The sequence below is a fragment of the Pseudarthrobacter enclensis genome (assembly GCF_001457025.1).
GTDB classification, from domain to species: Bacteria; Actinomycetota; Actinomycetes; order Actinomycetales; family Micrococcaceae; genus Arthrobacter; species Arthrobacter enclensis.
On the sequence record NZ_KQ758607.1, the window covers coordinates 1 to 15,748 of the forward strand.

15 protein-coding genes are annotated in these 15,748 nt (G+C 67.2%); 10 read left to right on the forward strand and 5 right to left on the reverse strand.

The window, feature by feature from the left end:
- Positions 1–1,413 (forward strand): L-serine ammonia-lyase (locus AS031_RS17265; protein ID WP_176716567.1); only part of this gene is annotated, 1,413 nt, incomplete at its 5' end.
- A gap of 24 nt (positions 1,414–1,437) precedes the next feature.
- Here the strand turns inward: AS031_RS17265 and AS031_RS17270 are convergent.
- Entirely contained in the window at positions 1,438–1,983 is a 546-nt protein-coding gene (locus AS031_RS17270; protein ID WP_058269403.1) for a TspO/MBR family protein, read from the reverse strand.
- 206 nt (positions 1,984–2,189) lie between these two features.
- Here AS031_RS17270 and AS031_RS17275 point away from each other — a divergent pair, with 206 nt between their 5' ends.
- From AS031_RS17275 to AS031_RS17285, 3 genes are all read left to right on the forward strand, one after another.
- The gene (locus tag AS031_RS17275; RefSeq protein ID WP_058269404.1) at positions 2,190–3,263 is read left to right on the forward strand and encodes a lipid II:glycine glycyltransferase FemX; all 1,074 of its coding nucleotides are present in this window, start codon (positions 2,190–2,192) and stop codon (positions 3,261–3,263) included.
- A gap of 112 nt (positions 3,264–3,375) precedes the next feature.
- The gene (locus AS031_RS17280; protein ID WP_058269405.1) at positions 3,376–4,689 is read left to right on the forward strand and encodes a peptidoglycan bridge formation glycyltransferase FemA/FemB family protein; all 1,314 of its coding nucleotides are present in this window, start codon (positions 3,376–3,378) and stop codon (positions 4,687–4,689) included.
- A gap of 54 nt (positions 4,690–4,743) precedes the next feature.
- Positions 4,744–6,279 (forward strand): threonine/serine exporter family protein, encoded by a 1,536-nt coding sequence (locus AS031_RS17285; RefSeq protein ID WP_058269406.1) that lies wholly within the window; start codon positions 4,744–4,746, stop codon positions 6,277–6,279.
- Between the two features lie 61 nt (positions 6,280–6,340).
- Here AS031_RS17285 and AS031_RS17290 read toward each other — a convergent pair whose 3' ends face one another.
- Together AS031_RS17290 and AS031_RS17295 are read right to left on the reverse strand one after the other, a co-directional pair.
- Entirely contained in the window at positions 6,341–7,177 is an 837-nt protein-coding gene (locus AS031_RS17290; protein WP_058269407.1) for a siderophore-interacting protein, read from the reverse strand.
- Positions 7,178–7,186: 9 nt separating this feature from the next.
- On the reverse strand, positions 7,187–7,960 hold the full coding sequence (locus tag AS031_RS17295) for a uracil-DNA glycosylase (RefSeq protein ID WP_058269408.1): 774 nt from the start codon (positions 7,958–7,960) through the stop codon (positions 7,187–7,189).
- A 141-nt stretch (positions 7,961–8,101) separates the two neighbouring features.
- Here AS031_RS17295 and AS031_RS17300 point away from each other — a divergent pair, with 141 nt between their 5' ends.
- The 5 genes from AS031_RS17300 (at position 8,102) to groL (ending at position 12,719) form a co-directional block, all read left to right on the forward strand.
- On the forward strand, positions 8,102–8,455 hold the full coding sequence (locus AS031_RS17300; RefSeq protein ID WP_058269409.1) for a DUF3263 domain-containing protein: 354 nt from the start codon (positions 8,102–8,104) through the stop codon (positions 8,453–8,455).
- Positions 8,456–8,500: 45 nt separating this feature from the next.
- On the forward strand, positions 8,501–9,148 hold the full coding sequence (locus AS031_RS17305; protein WP_058269410.1) for a LytR C-terminal domain-containing protein: 648 nt from the start codon (positions 8,501–8,503) through the stop codon (positions 9,146–9,148).
- A gap of 165 nt (positions 9,149–9,313) precedes the next feature.
- On the forward strand, positions 9,314–9,520 hold the full coding sequence (locus AS031_RS17310; RefSeq protein ID WP_141688859.1) for a cold-shock protein: 207 nt from the start codon (positions 9,314–9,316) through the stop codon (positions 9,518–9,520).
- Positions 9,520–10,800: an ABC transporter substrate-binding protein gene (locus AS031_RS17315; protein ID WP_058269412.1), complete on the forward strand. Its 1,281-nt coding sequence runs from the start codon at positions 9,520–9,522 to the stop codon at positions 10,798–10,800. Before AS031_RS17310 ends, AS031_RS17315 begins: the two co-directional genes overlap by 1 nt.
- 290 nt (positions 10,801–11,090) lie before the next feature.
- Positions 11,091–12,719, forward strand: coding sequence for a chaperonin GroEL (gene groL / locus AS031_RS17320; RefSeq protein WP_058269413.1), 1,629 nt, complete (start codon positions 11,091–11,093; stop codon positions 12,717–12,719).
- Positions 12,720–12,824: 105 nt separating this feature from the next.
- On the opposite strand, the gene AS031_RS17325 is transcribed toward groL, so the two are convergent.
- Positions 12,825–14,135: an ABC transporter substrate-binding protein gene (locus tag AS031_RS17325; protein WP_058269414.1), complete on the reverse strand. Its 1,311-nt coding sequence runs from the start codon at positions 14,133–14,135 to the stop codon at positions 12,825–12,827.
- 216 nt (positions 14,136–14,351) lie between these two features.
- Between AS031_RS17325 and AS031_RS17330 the strand changes: the two genes are divergently transcribed.
- On the forward strand, positions 14,352–15,395 hold the full coding sequence (locus AS031_RS17330) for a ribonuclease HI family protein (RefSeq protein WP_058269415.1): 1,044 nt from the start codon (positions 14,352–14,354) through the stop codon (positions 15,393–15,395).
- A gap of 18 nt (positions 15,396–15,413) precedes the next feature.
- On the opposite strand, the gene AS031_RS17335 is transcribed toward AS031_RS17330, so the two are convergent.
- Positions 15,414–15,701, reverse strand: coding sequence for a WXG100 family type VII secretion target (locus tag AS031_RS17335; RefSeq protein ID WP_058269416.1), 288 nt, complete (start codon positions 15,699–15,701; stop codon positions 15,414–15,416).
- Between the last annotated feature and the right edge of the window lie 47 nt (positions 15,702–15,748).

Consider the following 15,748-nt stretch of genomic DNA (forward strand, 5'->3'; position numbering starts at 1 on the left):
TCTCATACGGTGGGGCCGATGCGGGCTGCTGCTGTGTTTGCGGGGGAGCTCAAGAGCCTTGGCGTCCTGGCCGGGGTGGCGTCGTTGCGGGTGGATTTGTATGGGTCGTTGGCGGCGACGGGGCATGGGCACGGGACGATGACCGCGGTGCTGTTGGGGTTGGAGGGGTTCCATCCGGAGTTGATCCTGCCCGAGGAGGTGGAGGAACGCCTCACCGCGATCGCGGACACCGGGACCCTGAACCTGGCCGGCGCGGTGGAGGGTTCCGGCGGCGGTGTGGCGCTGCCGTACGGGGTGGGGGACATGGTGTTGCGGCCGTTGACGGTGCTGCCCCGGCACACCAACGGCATGACCTTCACCGTCACCGACGACGCGGGTGAGGTGTTGCATGCGGCGACGTTCTTCTCCGTTGGAGGCGGGTTCATCGTCCGTGAGGGTGAAGAGGACGCCGCGCAGCAGGAACTGGAGGCGTCCAAGAAGGACCTGCCGTTCCCGTTCCGGACCGCCGCGGAGCTGCTGGAACACTGCCGGGACACCGGGCTGGGCATCGCGGACATCATGTCCGCCAATGAGAAGGCGTCCCGGGACGAGGAACAGATCCGGGCCGGGTTGCTGCACATCTGGTCCGTGATGGAGAACTGCGTGGCCACCAGCCTGAAGCGGACCGGGGTGTTGCCGGGCGGGTTGAAGGTCCGCCGCCGCGCCCCGGACTGGTTCGACCGGTTGAAGAAGGAATGCGCCCGCCCCGGCGACAACAGCCAGGACCTGGACTTCATGGAGTGGGATTTCCATGACCCGAAGTACTGGCAGGAGTGGGTGAACCTGGTGGCGTTGGCGGTGAACGAGGAGAACGCCTCCGGCGGCCGGGTGGTCACCGCGCCCACGAACGGGGCGGCCGGGATCATCCCGGCGGTGCTGTACTACGCCCTGCATTTCGCCCCGGGCATGGACACCGCCACCGCGGAGGACCGCGACGCGGTGGTGGTGCGGTTCCTGCTCGCCGCCGGCGCCGTCGGGGTGCTTTACAAGGAACAGGCCTCGATCTCCGGGGCCGAGGTCGGCTGCCAGGGCGAGGTCGGGTCGGCGTCATCGATGGCCGCCGCGGGCCTGGCCGAGGTCATGGGCGGCACCCCCGCCCAGGTGGAAAACGCCGCCGAAATCGCGATGGAACACAACCTGGGCCTGACCTGCGACCCGATCGGCGGGCTGGTCCAGGTCCCGTGCATCGAACGGAACGCGATCGCCGCCGCGAAAGCGATCAACGCCGCCAAAATGGCGCTCTGGGGCGACGGAACCCACCGCGTCTCCCTCGACGAAGTCATCATCACCATGCGCGAAACCGGCAAGGACATGAGCGACAAATACAAAGAAACCGCCATGGGCGGCCTCGCCGTCAACGTCGTCGAATGCTGAACCCCAACAGCCGGCCGGAGCGCGTTAGTTGTTGAACGCCGCCCAGGCATTCAAGGTGGTCGCGTACACCAGCCACGCAACGTACGGCAGCAACAGCAGCCCGGCCGTCCGGCTGACGGGGCCGAAGTACAGCACCGTGACCACCACCGCTGCGATCAGCGCCACGATGATGACGAGCGACAGCCACAGGGCGGCCGTGCCCAGCGCAGGGTAGAGCCCGAAGAACATCGGGGTCCAGGCCAGGTTCAGGACCAGCTGGACGGCGTAGGCCACCATGGCCGGACGGGTGCGGTCTGTCCGCCGGCGCCACACGAGCCAGGCGGCCACCGCCATCGCCGTGTACAGGACGGTCCACACCGGCCCGAAAACAAAGTTCGGCGGCGTCCAAGGGGCTTTGTCCGCGGTGGTGTACCAGCCGTCGACGTTGTTTGCCGATGCCGTACCGCCCAATGCGGCCACCAGGAAGGAAGCGGCGAGGAAGCCCGCGAGGGCTGCCACTTGCACGCCCGTCCGGTACGGCCTGCTCTGAGGGGTTTCCTGTACGGTCTGATGTCCCGGATTCGGCTCCATCTTCCCACCCTTCCGAAGCGGGGTACCCGAGTCAAGGACGCCACTCCGTGGCGGTGCGGGCCGGGCGCGGAGACCGCCGCGGGCTGTCCTGGCGGACGGTCTGCGGCGCGGCAGGCTTTAGACTTGAGGTTGCATGTCCGCACCTAGCCACGAGTACAGCAGCCCCGAGAACCGCAGAGCATCAACCCCGATTGGACACGGCCCCCTTGCGAGAATTCACCGCGCGTTTTGCCACAGCCGAGGAAATTGAAAACTGGGACAAGCACGTTACGGCGAACCCGAACGGCGGCAACATGCTGCAGTCCGCCGCCTATGCGTCCGTGAAGAACGGCAGCGGCTGGAAGGTCCGGTTCCTGGTTTTTGAGGGGCCCGGTATTGCCAGCTACAACCTGGTACTGGAAAAGAAGTTCCCCCTGCTCGGCCGGCTCTGGTACCTCATCAAGGGCCCCGACCTGGCGGACCCCGGCCAGCTCAAACCGGCCCTGGAGGCCTGCGCCGCCCTGGTCCTGGAACACAAGCTGAACGTGTTCACCATCAAGATCGAGCCCGACATCGTTGACACCGCGGACGCCCGGGCCACGCTCTCCGGCGCCGGACTGGTGAAGGCCCCCAACATCCAGTCCAACGACTCCACGGCGGTGCTGGACATCTCCGGCACCGGCGAGGAGGTACTCAAGGCCATCTCCTCCCGTGCCCGCAACGCTGTCCGCCGGGCCGAACGCGAAGGCTGCGAAGTGGTGCGCAAGGAACAGGGACCCGAAACCTACCGCGCCCTCTACGACCTCATGGCCGACACCGTCAAAGCCAAGGGGTCCATGCCGCTGCGCAGCTATGACTACTACGCGCAGTTCTGGGATGAGTTTTGCAACCGGGGCCAGGGCAACTTCTTTTTCGCCTATGAGGACGGCAAGCCCAGCGTGGGCGCTTTCGTGATCAACTACGGAGCCAAAGCCACCTACAAGGACGGCGGATCCACCCAGAACCGCAAGCAATACGGCGATTCGCACCTGGTGCAGTGGACTGCCATCACCAGGATGCAGGAGCTGGGCTGCACGGAGTACGACTTCTGCGGCACGCCGCCGGCGGCACGGATCAAGGACAAGAGCCACAACCTGTACGGCATGGGGATGTTCAAGACCAGCTTCACCAAGACCGTCACCGACTTCGTGGGATGCCACGACTACGTCCTGGCCCCGCTGCGGCACAGGCTCTGGGTCAAGGGCGGTGAGCGGGTGTTCCGCCGGATCGACACCGCACGCACCGGCCAGCAGTTCTACTGACAGCAGCGCCGGCCACCGTTGCCCGGCCACCCCGGGCAACACTCCCGACGACGACGCTCCCGCCCCAGCGCCTGCCCGCCAGGTTGCGACAAGCTCCAAAGAAGGTAATCCCTTGAACCAGGTTTCCACCGCCGCCGCCCTTGAATACACAGTCCTTTCCGAGGACCAGTTCGCCGACTTCGCGGTAAAGCACCCGCAGAACAGCTTCCTGCAGTCAGCCGACTTCGCCCGCTTCCAGCGCGCCCGGGGGCAGGAGGTGGAACTGTTCGGAGTCCGCCGCGGCGGCGAGCTCGTGGCGGCCGGGAAACTGAACTTCACCACCACCCGCCTTGGCTACACCGTGTGCGAATGCGCCAAGGGACCACTGATGGACTACAGCGACCCCGCCCTGGTCCGTGACGTCGTCGTCCTGCTGCGCCAACGGGCCGCCGCGCGCAAGGCCGCTGAGCTGCGCATCTCGCCGAACCTGAAATACATCGCCAGGGACGAGGACGGGGCGGAGCATCCCGAGATCCTGGACAACCGTCCACTGGTTGCCCGGCTGGACGGCTTGGGATTCCGGCACCAGGGCCTGGACATGGACTTCGTCAACGTCAACTGGATGTTCATCAAGAACCTCGAGGGCATCGCGGATGCCGAGGAACTGATCATGGGCACCAGCTACCGCACCCGCAAAGCCATCCGGAAGGCTGAAAAGAACGGCGTCTTCCTGGAACAGGCCACGCTGGACACCCTTGACGACTTCTACGGTGCACTCAGCAAAGCCGGCGACGAGAAGGGCTTCGTCTACCGGGAACGGGACTACTACGAGCAGCTGCTGCGCACCACGTCTCCCGAATTCACCAAACTGATGATGGCCAAGATCGACATCCCGGCCTACCGCAAATCCATCACTGACCGCCTGGCCACCGAATCGGCTACCGCAGCAGACCTCCGCCGCGACGTGGAGGAAACGGGCAGCAAGAAGAAGGCCAACAGGCTCAAAGTGGTCCAGGACCTCGTGGACAGCTACGAGCGGAGCCTCAAGGACATTGAGCGGTTCCCCGACTCCGTGGGTGTAGCCACCGTCGCCGCCATCCACTTTGTCTGCTACGGCGACGAAGTGGTGTGCGTCATCGGCGGCACCGTGCAGGACTACATCTACTTCAACGGCGCCACCTCGCTGTACTGGGGCATGATGCTGCACGCACTCGAGAAGGGGTATCCCAGGTACAACTTCTACGGCACCTTCGGCATCTCCGGGCAGGACGAGGAAGGCCACGGCGGCTACGAATTCAAGAAGGGGTTCGGCGGCGACGTGGTCCAGCTGGTGGGCAGCTTCGCCATGCCCGTCCGGCCCGCCGTGTTCCACGCCAACAGGCTGGCCAGATCAGCGGCTGCAGCAGCACGCACCGTGCTGGGCAGGCTCCCGCTGAAGCGGGCCTGACCGGCGACCCAGAACCAGCAAAGAACACCCCGGCGCAGCAGGGAGGAGCAGATCATGGCCGATCGGCGCGATCACCCAAAAATTCACCCATCCGGAGCCGCGGACCGGCCCCCCACGGGGCCGGCCACCCCGCTGCCGCGCACTGACGCCCTCCCCAAAACGGAACCGCTCACGGCCGCGCAGGTCCGCCAGAACGCCGCGGCCAAGAAAATGCTGCGGCGCCTGGTGCAGGGCGAAAACCCGCCCACCGCCCCGATGAGCATCGTGGACCGGCTGACGGGCAGCCCCTACGCCAACCCCACCATCCAGGTGGGCGGCGTGGACGCTTCCGCCCGCAAGACCCTTGACTTCGTGCTCCACCTCGCCGAAACCATGTTCCGCTACGGCGCCGGCGCCCTCGAAGTCGAAACCAGCATCATCGCCGTCACCGCGGCACTGGGGCTGAAAAACGTCGAAGTGGACATCACCAACCAGTCCGTCGGCATCAACTACGCCCCCAAGGACCAGCCTCCCATCGCGCTGCTGCGGGTGGTCCGGTCCTGGACCAACAACTATGCCGGCCTGGCCAAGGTCCACCAGCTGGTGACCGACATCGTGGCCGGGGGAGTGGGCCGTGACGAGGCCATCCGGCGGCTCAACGAGGCCATCACCAGCCCCAAGCCTTTCCCGCGCTGGATGGTCACCGTGGCCTTCGGCGTCTTCGCGGCCGTGTTCGTCGGTGTCCTGGGCGGCGGTCCCGTGTCCTCAGCCATCGCGTTCGCGGCCAACATCGGCATCAGCCTGCTGGCCCGGCAGATGGGCCGGTGGCGGGTCCCCGACTTCTTCGTGACCGCCAGCTGCTCGTTCGTGGTCACCCAGCTGGCCCTGCTGCTCTGGCAATTTGGCCTCACCACCTCACCGGCCATCGTGGTGGTGGGCGGCATCCTGCTGCTGCTCCCCACGGGACGCCTGGTTTCTTCCGTGCAGGACGCCATCAACGGGTTCCCTGTAACGGCAGCCGGCCGGTTCCTTTCCACCCTGCTGACGTTCGGCGCCATCGTGGCGGGCATCGCCGTGGCCTTCGTGGTGGGTGAGCTGCTCGGCCTGCAGCGGATCGACGTCACCGAAACCTTCCCGCCCGCCTACGACCTCTGGGTCCTCATCCTCTTCGTCGCCATCGCCGTGATGGCCATCGGCATCACCGAGCAGACCAGCTGGCAGCTCCTGCTGCCCACTGCCGCGGTTGGCGTCTTGGGCTACCTGGTACTGCTGGGCGGGGGCCTCCTGGGTATCGGTGACCGGTTCGCGCCGGCACTGGCCGCAGTGGTGATCGGCCTGCTGGCCCGCGTGGTGGCCCTGCGGATGGGCGCCCCGCAGCTGGTGGTGGCGGTTCCGGCGGCCCTCATCCTGCTTCCCGGCCTCACCATCTTCCGGTCCATGTATGCCCTGACCATTGAGGAGTCGGAAATCCTGCTCGGTGCCGGGGGAATGCTCAGCGCGGGTGCCATTGTGCTGGGCACTGCCGGCGGCATCGTCCTGGGCGACACCCTGGCCCGGCCCTTCACCAGGAGCCTGGCCAGCAACGAGCGGCGCCGCGCCCGGCGCCGCTAGCAGGCCCGCGAACCCGGGATGGATCGGCGCGGGCCGCCGGGGGATGCCGCGGCGGGTGCCGTCAGACCTTGCCTACCGGAAGCTTCTTCTCGGCCTGGAAAACGTCCTCCACACGGCCCTGCGCCCAGTATCCGGACAGCGACACCTGGCTGCGGTCAAGGCCGCGCTGGGTGAAGAAGACCTCCCGCAACGCCTTCATGTAGCCGCGTTCCCCGTGGGCAAAGACGTCCACCCTGCCGGCAGGCCAATGGGCGCCCGCCACCGCGTCCACCAGCAGGCGGCTGGAACCGGCCGGTTCCCCGTTGCGGGTCAGCCAGCTCACCTGCACCCCTTCCGGGGCGGAGAGGGGCTGGACATCGGCATCCGAGTCCACTTCCAGGAAGGCAAGCCCCGCCGCGTCGGCAGGCATCGCCTCCAGGGCTGCCGCGATGGCCGGCAGCGCGGCTTCATCACCGGCGAGCAGGTACCAGTCGGCGTCCGGGCTGGGGCGGTAGGCGCCGCCGGGCCCGGTGAAGGTCAGTGTTTCACCGGGACGGGCCCCGGCCGCCCACGGGCCGGCGAGCCCCTCGTCGCCATGCACTACGAAGTCGATGGCAAGCTCCCGGGCAGCTTCATCCACCCACCGCACGGTGTAGGTGCGGGTGGTGGGCCACTGCTCCCGGGGCAGCGCCTCGCGGGCCGTGGCCAGGTCAAAGGGTTCGGGGTAGGTGACGCCGGGCTGCGGGAAAATGATCTTGACGTAGCTGTCGGTGAAGCCGTTGTCGACGAAGTCGCCGAACCCCTCGCCGCCGGCCACGATCCGCACCATGTGGGGGGAGAGCTGCTCTTTCCTCAAGACCGTGAGGGAAACTTGGGGACGGTTTTTCCTGGGGGCGGCAGCGGCGGGAACAGAGCTCATAAGGCAAGCCTAAGCGAGCGGTGTTGGGGGAAGCTCCCAGGTTACGTCCCCGGACCCCTGGTCCCGCAGCAAACGGTTCACCTGGCTGAAGGGCCGGGAGCCGAAAAAGCCCCGCGACGCCGACAACGGGCTGGGATGGGCGCTGGAGACAACCGGAAGGCCCCCCAGCAGCGGGCGCACCGACTCCGCGTCCTTGCCCCACAGCACGGCAACCAGCGGCAGGGGCGACCCGTCCGCGGAGGTGCGTGACGCCAGCGCGGTGACTGCCGCCGTCGTAATCTTCTCCCAGCCCTTGCCCCGGTGGGATCCGGCTGCCCCGGCACGGACGCTCAGGACCCGGTTCAGCAACAGCACGCCCTGCCCGGCCCACGCGGAGAGGTCCCCGTGCACCCGCGGCGGCAGGCCCAGATCAGATTCCATCTCCCGATAGATGTTCGCCAGGCTCCGGGGTATGGGCCGGACGTGCCCGTCCACGGCGAAGGACAGGCCTATGGGATGGCCGGGGGTGGGGTAGGGGTCCTGGCCAATGATGAGGACCCTGACGTCCCGCAGCGGTTGCCGGAAGGCCCTGAGCACGTTCGACGGCGACGGCAGGACCCGGTGCCCGGCGGCCTCCTCCGCTGCCAGGAACCTGAGCGCCTGCCGGAGACCTCCCTCGGCGTCCGCCAGGGCCACCGCCCAGTCCGGCGCCATGAGCTCTTCCAGCGGCCTGTCCGCAAGGCCGGCGAAACCTCCGTCCGACGGTTCCTGCTCCAGCTCGAACAACGCATCTGATTCAGCCACCGGCCCATTCTCGCAGCAAGCGCCCTGCGCCGGCCCGCGGCCGGAAGCCCCGACGAACCGTGCAGCGGCCAAATGACAAGGATGTTATTCGTCCGTAGCATGGAGGGGTGACATTTTCCGTAACCAGCGAAGGAGTATGCCGTGGCTGAACCGGCCCGGGAACATCTGACCGGTTACCTTCCGGAAGAGGGCACAGCGGGTGCAGCGGCTGCTTCCCTCCTCGCGGATTTCACCCCCAGGGATTCTTCCCTCACGGAGCGCGAACAGCAGATGCTCGCCCTGGAACGGCAGTGGTGGAAGTACGCCGGCGCCAAGGAACAGGCAGTCAGGGAACTGTTCGACCTCTCCGCCACGCACTATTACCAGCTGCTGAACGCCCTGATCGACAGGGAGGATGCGCTGGCCCATGATCCCATGCTGGTGAAGCGGTTGCGTAGACTACGTACGTCGCGCCACCGTGCACGCACCGCGCGGCGCCTGGGCTCCGACGCCTAGCGCGCCCCCGCCTCCCCGCAGCAACCAGCAAGGATCCACCCCGCCATGACCAAATACGCCCGCGATGAATTCGACAAGGTCCCGGAGACCGCGTCGCGACAAGGTGTCCACCGTACGGCGTCCACGCCGCAGTCGCGGGGACGGCTGTGGCCCATCCTTGCCGTGGGTGTGGCCGCGCTGGCCATTGGCCTGGTGTCCTTCCTGATCCTCCCCAAGCTCGGCCTGGGCGGGGCGGACAGCCAGGCCTCCGCCGTCGTCTCCGAAGCGCCGTTGGCTGAAACGGGTACTTCCCCGTCCGCCGTTGCCGGGCCCACGCCGGGCCCGTCGGCTACGGCCGGTCCCACCGAAGCTGCCGGTAACGAACCCACCACGGAACCCGAACCGGTGCCCAACACGACGACGGCCCCCGGCGCGGTGCTGGACAAGACCCAGCCCGTAGCCGTGTACAACGCCGCTGGAACCTCCGGACTGGCCGGGCGCGTTGGCGGCACCGTCCAGGCGGACGGCTGGACCCTGGGGCAGGTGGGGAACTGGGCCGGTGCGCCCCAGCAGGGCTCCACGGTGTTCTACTCCGGCGCGGACCAGCTGGCCAACGCCCGTGCCCTGGCCAACCTGCTCGGCGTGCCGTCGGTGGTGGCTAGCACCGAATTTCAGGCGCCCCTGGTCGTGGTCCTGGGACCTGGCTACCGGTAATCCCCGGCAGGCGGTCACGCCTGAGTAACGTTTGCCGCCGCCCCTGTCCGCCGTCCGCAGGCCTGGGCCGGCGTTGACTAGAGTGGCATCAAGGCTTCTGTACCGGGCCTTCGCAGCGCACCGCGGCGCGGGCCACCCGGGTCTCAACGGAAAGAGTTGGTCATCATGGCACTGGGAACCGTCAAGTGGTTCAACGCCGAAAAGGGCTACGGCTTCATCACCGTGGACGGGTCCGGGGACGATATCTTCGTCCACTGGTCCGCCATCCAGGGCGAAGGCTACCGTGCCCTCAACGAGGGCCAGCGGGTACAGCTTGAAGTCGGTGAAGGCGACAAGGGCCCGCAGGCCGAAAGCGTCCGGCCCGCCGAGTGATGCACCCCCGCCGCCCCGCGGCCCGACGCCGTCCCGTGTCCGCCGCGTTCCTCGCCGCTGCCCTGGTCCTCTCCGTGTCCGCCTGTTCCGGCGTCACCGGCAACGCCCGGGTGGAAACAGTTGAGGCCTCCGGCGACGGCATCCTCCGGGTCGGGCTGATCCTGGACAACACCGGCGACAGCAGCTTCCTCAACGATTCCCAGCGTGCTGCGGCCGAGCTTGCGGTCAGGGAGATCAACGCATCCGGCGGCCACAAGGGCCGGCCGGTGGAGCTCCTGCCCGTCCAGGCGGACCAGGACACCGCCATGCAGGCCCACTCCCTGGTCTCCGACAAAGCCGACGTGGTCATCGGTCCCACCGACTCGAGCCATGCCACCGAGGCCATCGACGTCCTGTCCAGGGCCAGGACCCCGCTCATCTCCCCGGCCAACACCGCGTCCGCGCTCAGCAGCGCCGAGTCCGGCGGCTACTACTTCCGCACCGCTGCCGCGGACGTGGCCCAGGGACCGGTCCTCGCCAAGCTCGCCAAGGATGGCGGCGCAGCCACCCTGTCGGTCCTCCATGAGGAGGGCTCGTACGGGAAGGACGTTTCAGCCGCCGTCGCCGACTCAGCCCGCCAGATCGGCCTGCGCGTGCTGGACAACACCGGGTTCACGCCCGGTGAGGCCGGAACCGCCGCCCGGACAGCCGCAGGCGCGGCGCCGGATGCCGTCGTCGTGATTGCCCGCGAAGGTGCGCAGGGGGCCTTGGCCGAGCTGAACAATGCAGGGCTTTCCGGGGCGCGGCTGCTGCTCAGTGACGGCGCCTTCGCCCGGTACGGTTCGAAACTCGGTGCAAAGGCCTTGGACGGGGCCAAGGCGGTGGTGCCCGGGCACCTGCCCTCAGCCGGCTTCCAGGCCCGGCTGCTTGAGGTGGACCCGGACCTCAGGGACGTTTCCTTCGCAGCCGAAACCTACGACGCAGTGACCCTCGCGGCCTTGGCCGCGGCGCGGGCGCAGGACGACGCGGGCCGTTCCATCGCCGCCAACCTGGTGGCCGTGTCCGGCGGAACCGGCGCGGACAACTCTTCCGGCGGCGCCCCGGCGCCCTGCCTCTCCTACAAGGCCTGCGTTCCCGGGCTGGCCTCGGGCGGGGAGGTCAATTACGACGGCGAGTCCGGCCCGGTTGCCTTCGACAGCAAGGGGGACATCACCACGGCAACATTCACGGTGTTCACCTACGGCAGCGACAACATTCCCGCCGCTACCGGACGCGAGACGGCGGGCCGCGGCGGCAGCTGATCGCCCTCGGCGAAGCGCAGCCCGCAAACCCGCGGAAGGGCGCCCCGGTCGCTTGCACTCTCACCGGGGGAGTGCTAATTATTGACTTAGCACTCTGACGCACCGACTGCTAAAGCGGCGCCCGGTTCCGGCCGGCGGCGCAAGGCACCGGCCGAGGAGCGAAGAAACACCTTACTGGAGTGAGGTTCCCACCCGGGGGCATACAGAGGCCGCCGGCGAAGGACCGTCCGTCGCGGGCACTGCAGCTGAGGTTCATTCTTAACGACTGTCCCGAAAGGACTACTGCCGTTATGGCCAAGATCATTGCATTTGATGAAGAGGCACGCCGCGGCCTTGAGCGGGGCCTGAACACCCTCGCCGACGCCGTTAAGGTCACCCTCGGCCCGCGTGGACGCAACGTCGTCCTCGAAAAGAAGTGGGGCGCCCCCACGATCACCAACGATGGTGTTTCCATCGCCAAGGAGATCGAGCTGGACGATCCCTACGAGAAGATCGGCGCCGAGCTGGTCAAGGAAGTTGCCAAGAAGACGGACGACGTCGCAGGCGACGGCACCACCACGGCAACCGTGCTGGCCCAGGCCCTGGTCAAGGAAGGCCTGCGCAACGTTGCTGCCGGCGCCGACCCGCTGTCCCTCAAGCGCGGCATCGAGAAGGCCGTTGACGCCGTCACCGCCGAACTGCTGAACACCGCCAAGGAAATCGAAACCAAGGAAGAGATCGCCGCCACGGCATCGATCTCCGCCGGCGATGACGAAATCGGCGCGCTGATCGCCGAGGCCCTGGACAAGGTGGGCAAGGAAGGCGTCATCACTGTCGAGGAGTCCAACACCTTCGGCCTGGAGCTCGAGCTCACCGAGGGCATGCGCTTCGACAAGGGCTACATCTCCGCCTACTTCGTCACCGACGCAGAGCGCCAGGAAACGGTCCTCGAGGATCCGTACATCCTGATCGTCAACTCCAAGATCTCCAACGTCAAGGAACTGGTTGCTGTCCTGGAAAAGGTCATGCAGTCCAACAAGCCGCTGCTGATCATTGCCGAGGACATCGAGGGCGAGGCCCTGGCCACCCTGATCGTCAACAAGATCCGCGGTACCTTCAAGTCCGTTGCCGTCAAGGCTCCGGGCTTCGGCGACCGCCGCAAGGCCCAGCTCGCTGACATCGCCGTCCTCACCGGCGGCCAGGTCATCTCCGAGGAAGTCGGCCTGAAGCTGGAAAACGCCGGCCTGGAACTCCTGGGCAAGGCACGCAAGGTTGTCGTGACCAAGGACGAGACCACCATCGTCGAGGGTGCAGGCGACGCCGACCAGATCGCCGGCCGCGTGGCCCAGATCCGCGCCGAGATCGAGAACTCCGACTCCGACTACGACCGCGAGAAGCTGCAGGAGCGCCTGGCCAAGCTGGCCGGCGGCGTTGCAGTCATCAAGGCCGGTGCCGCCACGGAGGTTGAGCTCAAGGAGCGCAAGCACCGCATCGAAGACGCAGTGCGCAACGCCAAGGCTGCCGTCGAAGAAGGCATCGTCGCCGGTGGCGGCGTGGCCCTCATCCAGGCCGGCGCCAAGGCTTTCGCCAACCTGCAGCTGTCCGGCGACGAGGCAACCGGCGCCAACATCGTCCGCGTTGCCATCGACGCTCCGCTGAAGCAGATCGCCTTCAACGCAGGCCTCGAGCCCGGCGTTGTGGTGGACAAAGTCCGCGGCCTGCCCGCGGGCCACGGCCTGAACGCAGCCACCGGTGAATACACCGACCTGCTGGCCGCCGGCGTCAACGACCCCGTCAAGGTGACCCGCTCCGCCCTGCAGAACGCAGCTTCCATTGCCGGCCTGTTCCTCACCACCGAGGCTGTTGTTGCCGACAAGCCCGAGAAGAACGCTGCTCCGGTTGGCGGCGGCGACGAGATGGGCGGCATGGGCGGCTTCTAAGCCTCCCGGCCGGGACCTGTCCCGCCAGTAGCACCACCAGAAAGCGGCCCCCTCCTGGGAGGGGGCCGCTTTTTGGTCTGCCGGGTAATGCCGGGTACCGCCGGGCTACTTCCTGGCGCTGGCGAGCATCCCTTCGACTTCCTGCTTGAAAGCCTCCGCCGCGGCCTGCGGCGTCAGGCGGTCATACAGGACTTCATCGGTGTAGCGCTTGATGACGTTCTGTACGCTGCCGGCACCGACGGGTGGAACCGGCGGAGCGTCCTTGATGTCCGGGGCGATCTCCTTCAGGAACGACACCACGGTGGTGTCGGCCGGCTTGAGGCTGGGCGTGATGCTTTCGACGATCGCGGAGTTGGTGGGGACGCCACGGTCCGTCATCAGGATGGCTCCCGCCTCCGGGCTGTTGGTGAGGTAGTCGATGAAGGTGGCGGCTTCCTTGGCGTGCTTGGACCGCGACGAAGCCGACCAGAACATCGTGGGCTTGTAGTACATGCCGTTACCTGCCGCGGTACCGTCCCCGCTCGGGGCGCGGAGCATCTTGATGGGGCTGCCCGTGGTGGATTCCAGGGAGCCCAGCTGGTTGGTCCACCACCAGGCCATGCCCACCCGGTTGGTGCCGAACAGGCTTTCCTCCAGGCCGGCGCCCGCGTCTTCGGTGGCTATGGTGGCCGGAGGGCTGGCCTTGGAGTCCCGCTGTTCCCTCAGCCGCTCCCAGAAGGACGCGGCGGTTGCGGTGTCGAAGTCCAGTTTTCCGTCGTCCGAGTACAGGTTCTGCCCGTGCTGCCGGAGCCAGATGATGAGGTCAGCCTCGTTGGAGCCGTAGGCCGCACCATACGTCTTGCCGTCGCCGGATGCACTGATTTTCGCAGCGATGTCCTTGAAGTCGTCCCACGTCCACTTCGTGTCATCGGGCAACGGCACGTTTGCGGCCTCGAAGACCTTGGTGTTGGCCATGATCACATATGCGTTCTGGCCGGTGCTCAGGCCATACTGCGCGCCGTCGTACTGGCCCGAGGCGAGGGCTTCCTTATCCAGCTTGGAGGTGTCGATGCCGTCCTGCTTGGACAGGTCCAGGAGGGCTCCGCGGCCGCCGTACTCGGCAATGTACTTCTGGTCCATCTGGATGATGTCCGGAGCATCGTTGGCCGCGGTCTTGGTGGCCAGTTTGTCCCAGTAGCCGCCCCACTCGCCGGGTTCTGACTCGATCTTGATGTTGGGATGGGAGGCCTCGAAGGCGTCGATGACCTTTTCGGTCTGGGCGTTGAGGTACTCGTTTCCCCACCAGGCGAAGCGCAGCGTCACCTCGCCGTCGCTGCCGGAGCCGCCGGATGCGCCGCAGCCCGTCGCCAGCAGGGAGATGGCCAGGGCTGCGGCACCCAGCTGGAACCGCCGCCGGCTTACGGTTGGAATCGTCATTGATGTGCCTTCCACGAAATATCGGATGCGCTGTCCACGGGTTCCGGAGGCATCCTTGCTGCCGGCCACCCGTATGAGAAAGCGTTTTCTCATTGTGTATAAGTGATTCTGTCCCTGCCGGGTGCTGGCAGTCAAGGCTTTTCGGTAAACGCTTTCCATGGAAGGCTGCGCAGGGGTGGCACCGGTATTGCCGGTCCTGTCTGGCAGGATGGATTGGTGACGATTACTGCAGCGGCTGACGGTTCGGCCTTGGGAAACCCCGGCCCGGCCGGATGGGCCTGGTATGTGAATGACGATTGCTGGCGGGCCGGCGGCTGGCCGCATGGAACCAACAACCAGGGCGAATTGATGGCGGTCCTTGACCTGCTCCGTGCCACTGCGCATGTACCGCAGGAGGACCTGCGGATCCTGTGTGACAGCCAGTACGTCATCAACTCCATCACCAAGTGGATGCCGGGCTGGAAGCGCAAGGGCTGGCGCAAAGCCGATGGCAAGCCTGTGCTCAACGTTGAGCTGCTGAAGGAACTGGACCGGGAACTCTCCGGACGCAAATACACCTTCGAATGGGTCAAAGGCCACGCCGGCCACGACCTGAACGAAGCTGCCGACGAGCGCGCCCGGGCTGCAGCAACCGCTTACCAGCAGGGCGTGGCCGCCCGTTCGGGCCCGGGGTTCCAGCCGGCCCGCCCGGAGTCTGCACGGCCGGCGGCCGCCGCCCGCCCGGAGGCCGGCCCTGGGCCGCTCGCGGCCGGCGAATCACACACCAGCGCCAGCCCCGCCCGGCAACAGCCGGTGGCCCCGTCCCGGAACGCCGTGGCGGAACCGGACCTCTTCAGCCAGCCGGATCCCTTCAGTGAACCGGACCTTTTCAGTGAGCTGGAAAGTGAAGCCTTCGCAGGTGAAGCGGGCTCGGCTGATGCCCCGGCAGAGGCCCAGGTTGAGGAGTTGGAGCGGGAACTGCTTGGCCCGCTGGTCCGCGGGGACATCGGGCGCACCGCCGTCCTGCTGCACCCCGACTTCATGGAGATTGGCAGCTCGGGCCGGGTCTGGACCCGGGATGCCATGATGATGGCGCTGGAGGAGGACCCGGGGGAGCGGACAGACATCGAGATCCTCGGCGCGGACCGCATAGGCACCAGCGCAGTCCTGCTGACGTACCGCAGCTTTGCCCGCGCCGGCACGACCCTCCGCAGTTCACTCTGGGTGCTTGACGGTGGCCGCTGGCGGCTGCGGTTCCACCAGGGCACGCCAGAGGCATAAGCCGCGCGGCACAGCCGCTCAGCTGAAGCGCTGGGTGTTGCCCTGCTCCGCTTGGGCGTAGGTTGCCGCCGCGGATGCAAGGGCGGCATTGATGGAAGCGAGGGAGGCCTCCACCCTGCCTTGGGTGATGGTCCATTCGGTGATCAGCGCCTGGAAGTTCGTGGCTGCTGCGCCGCGCCAGGAGCCCTGCAGTTCATCCAGTCCCCGCTTCATGGCCTGCACGTCGGTGCTGATCCGGTCCACGGTGGCCTGGACGTTGGCGGACTTCAGTTGAAGGAGTTCGGTGTCAACGGAAATGATGCTCATGGCCGTGCCTTTCGCTCTCAGCGGGCAGCCCTGCCGCCCCGGCCCGG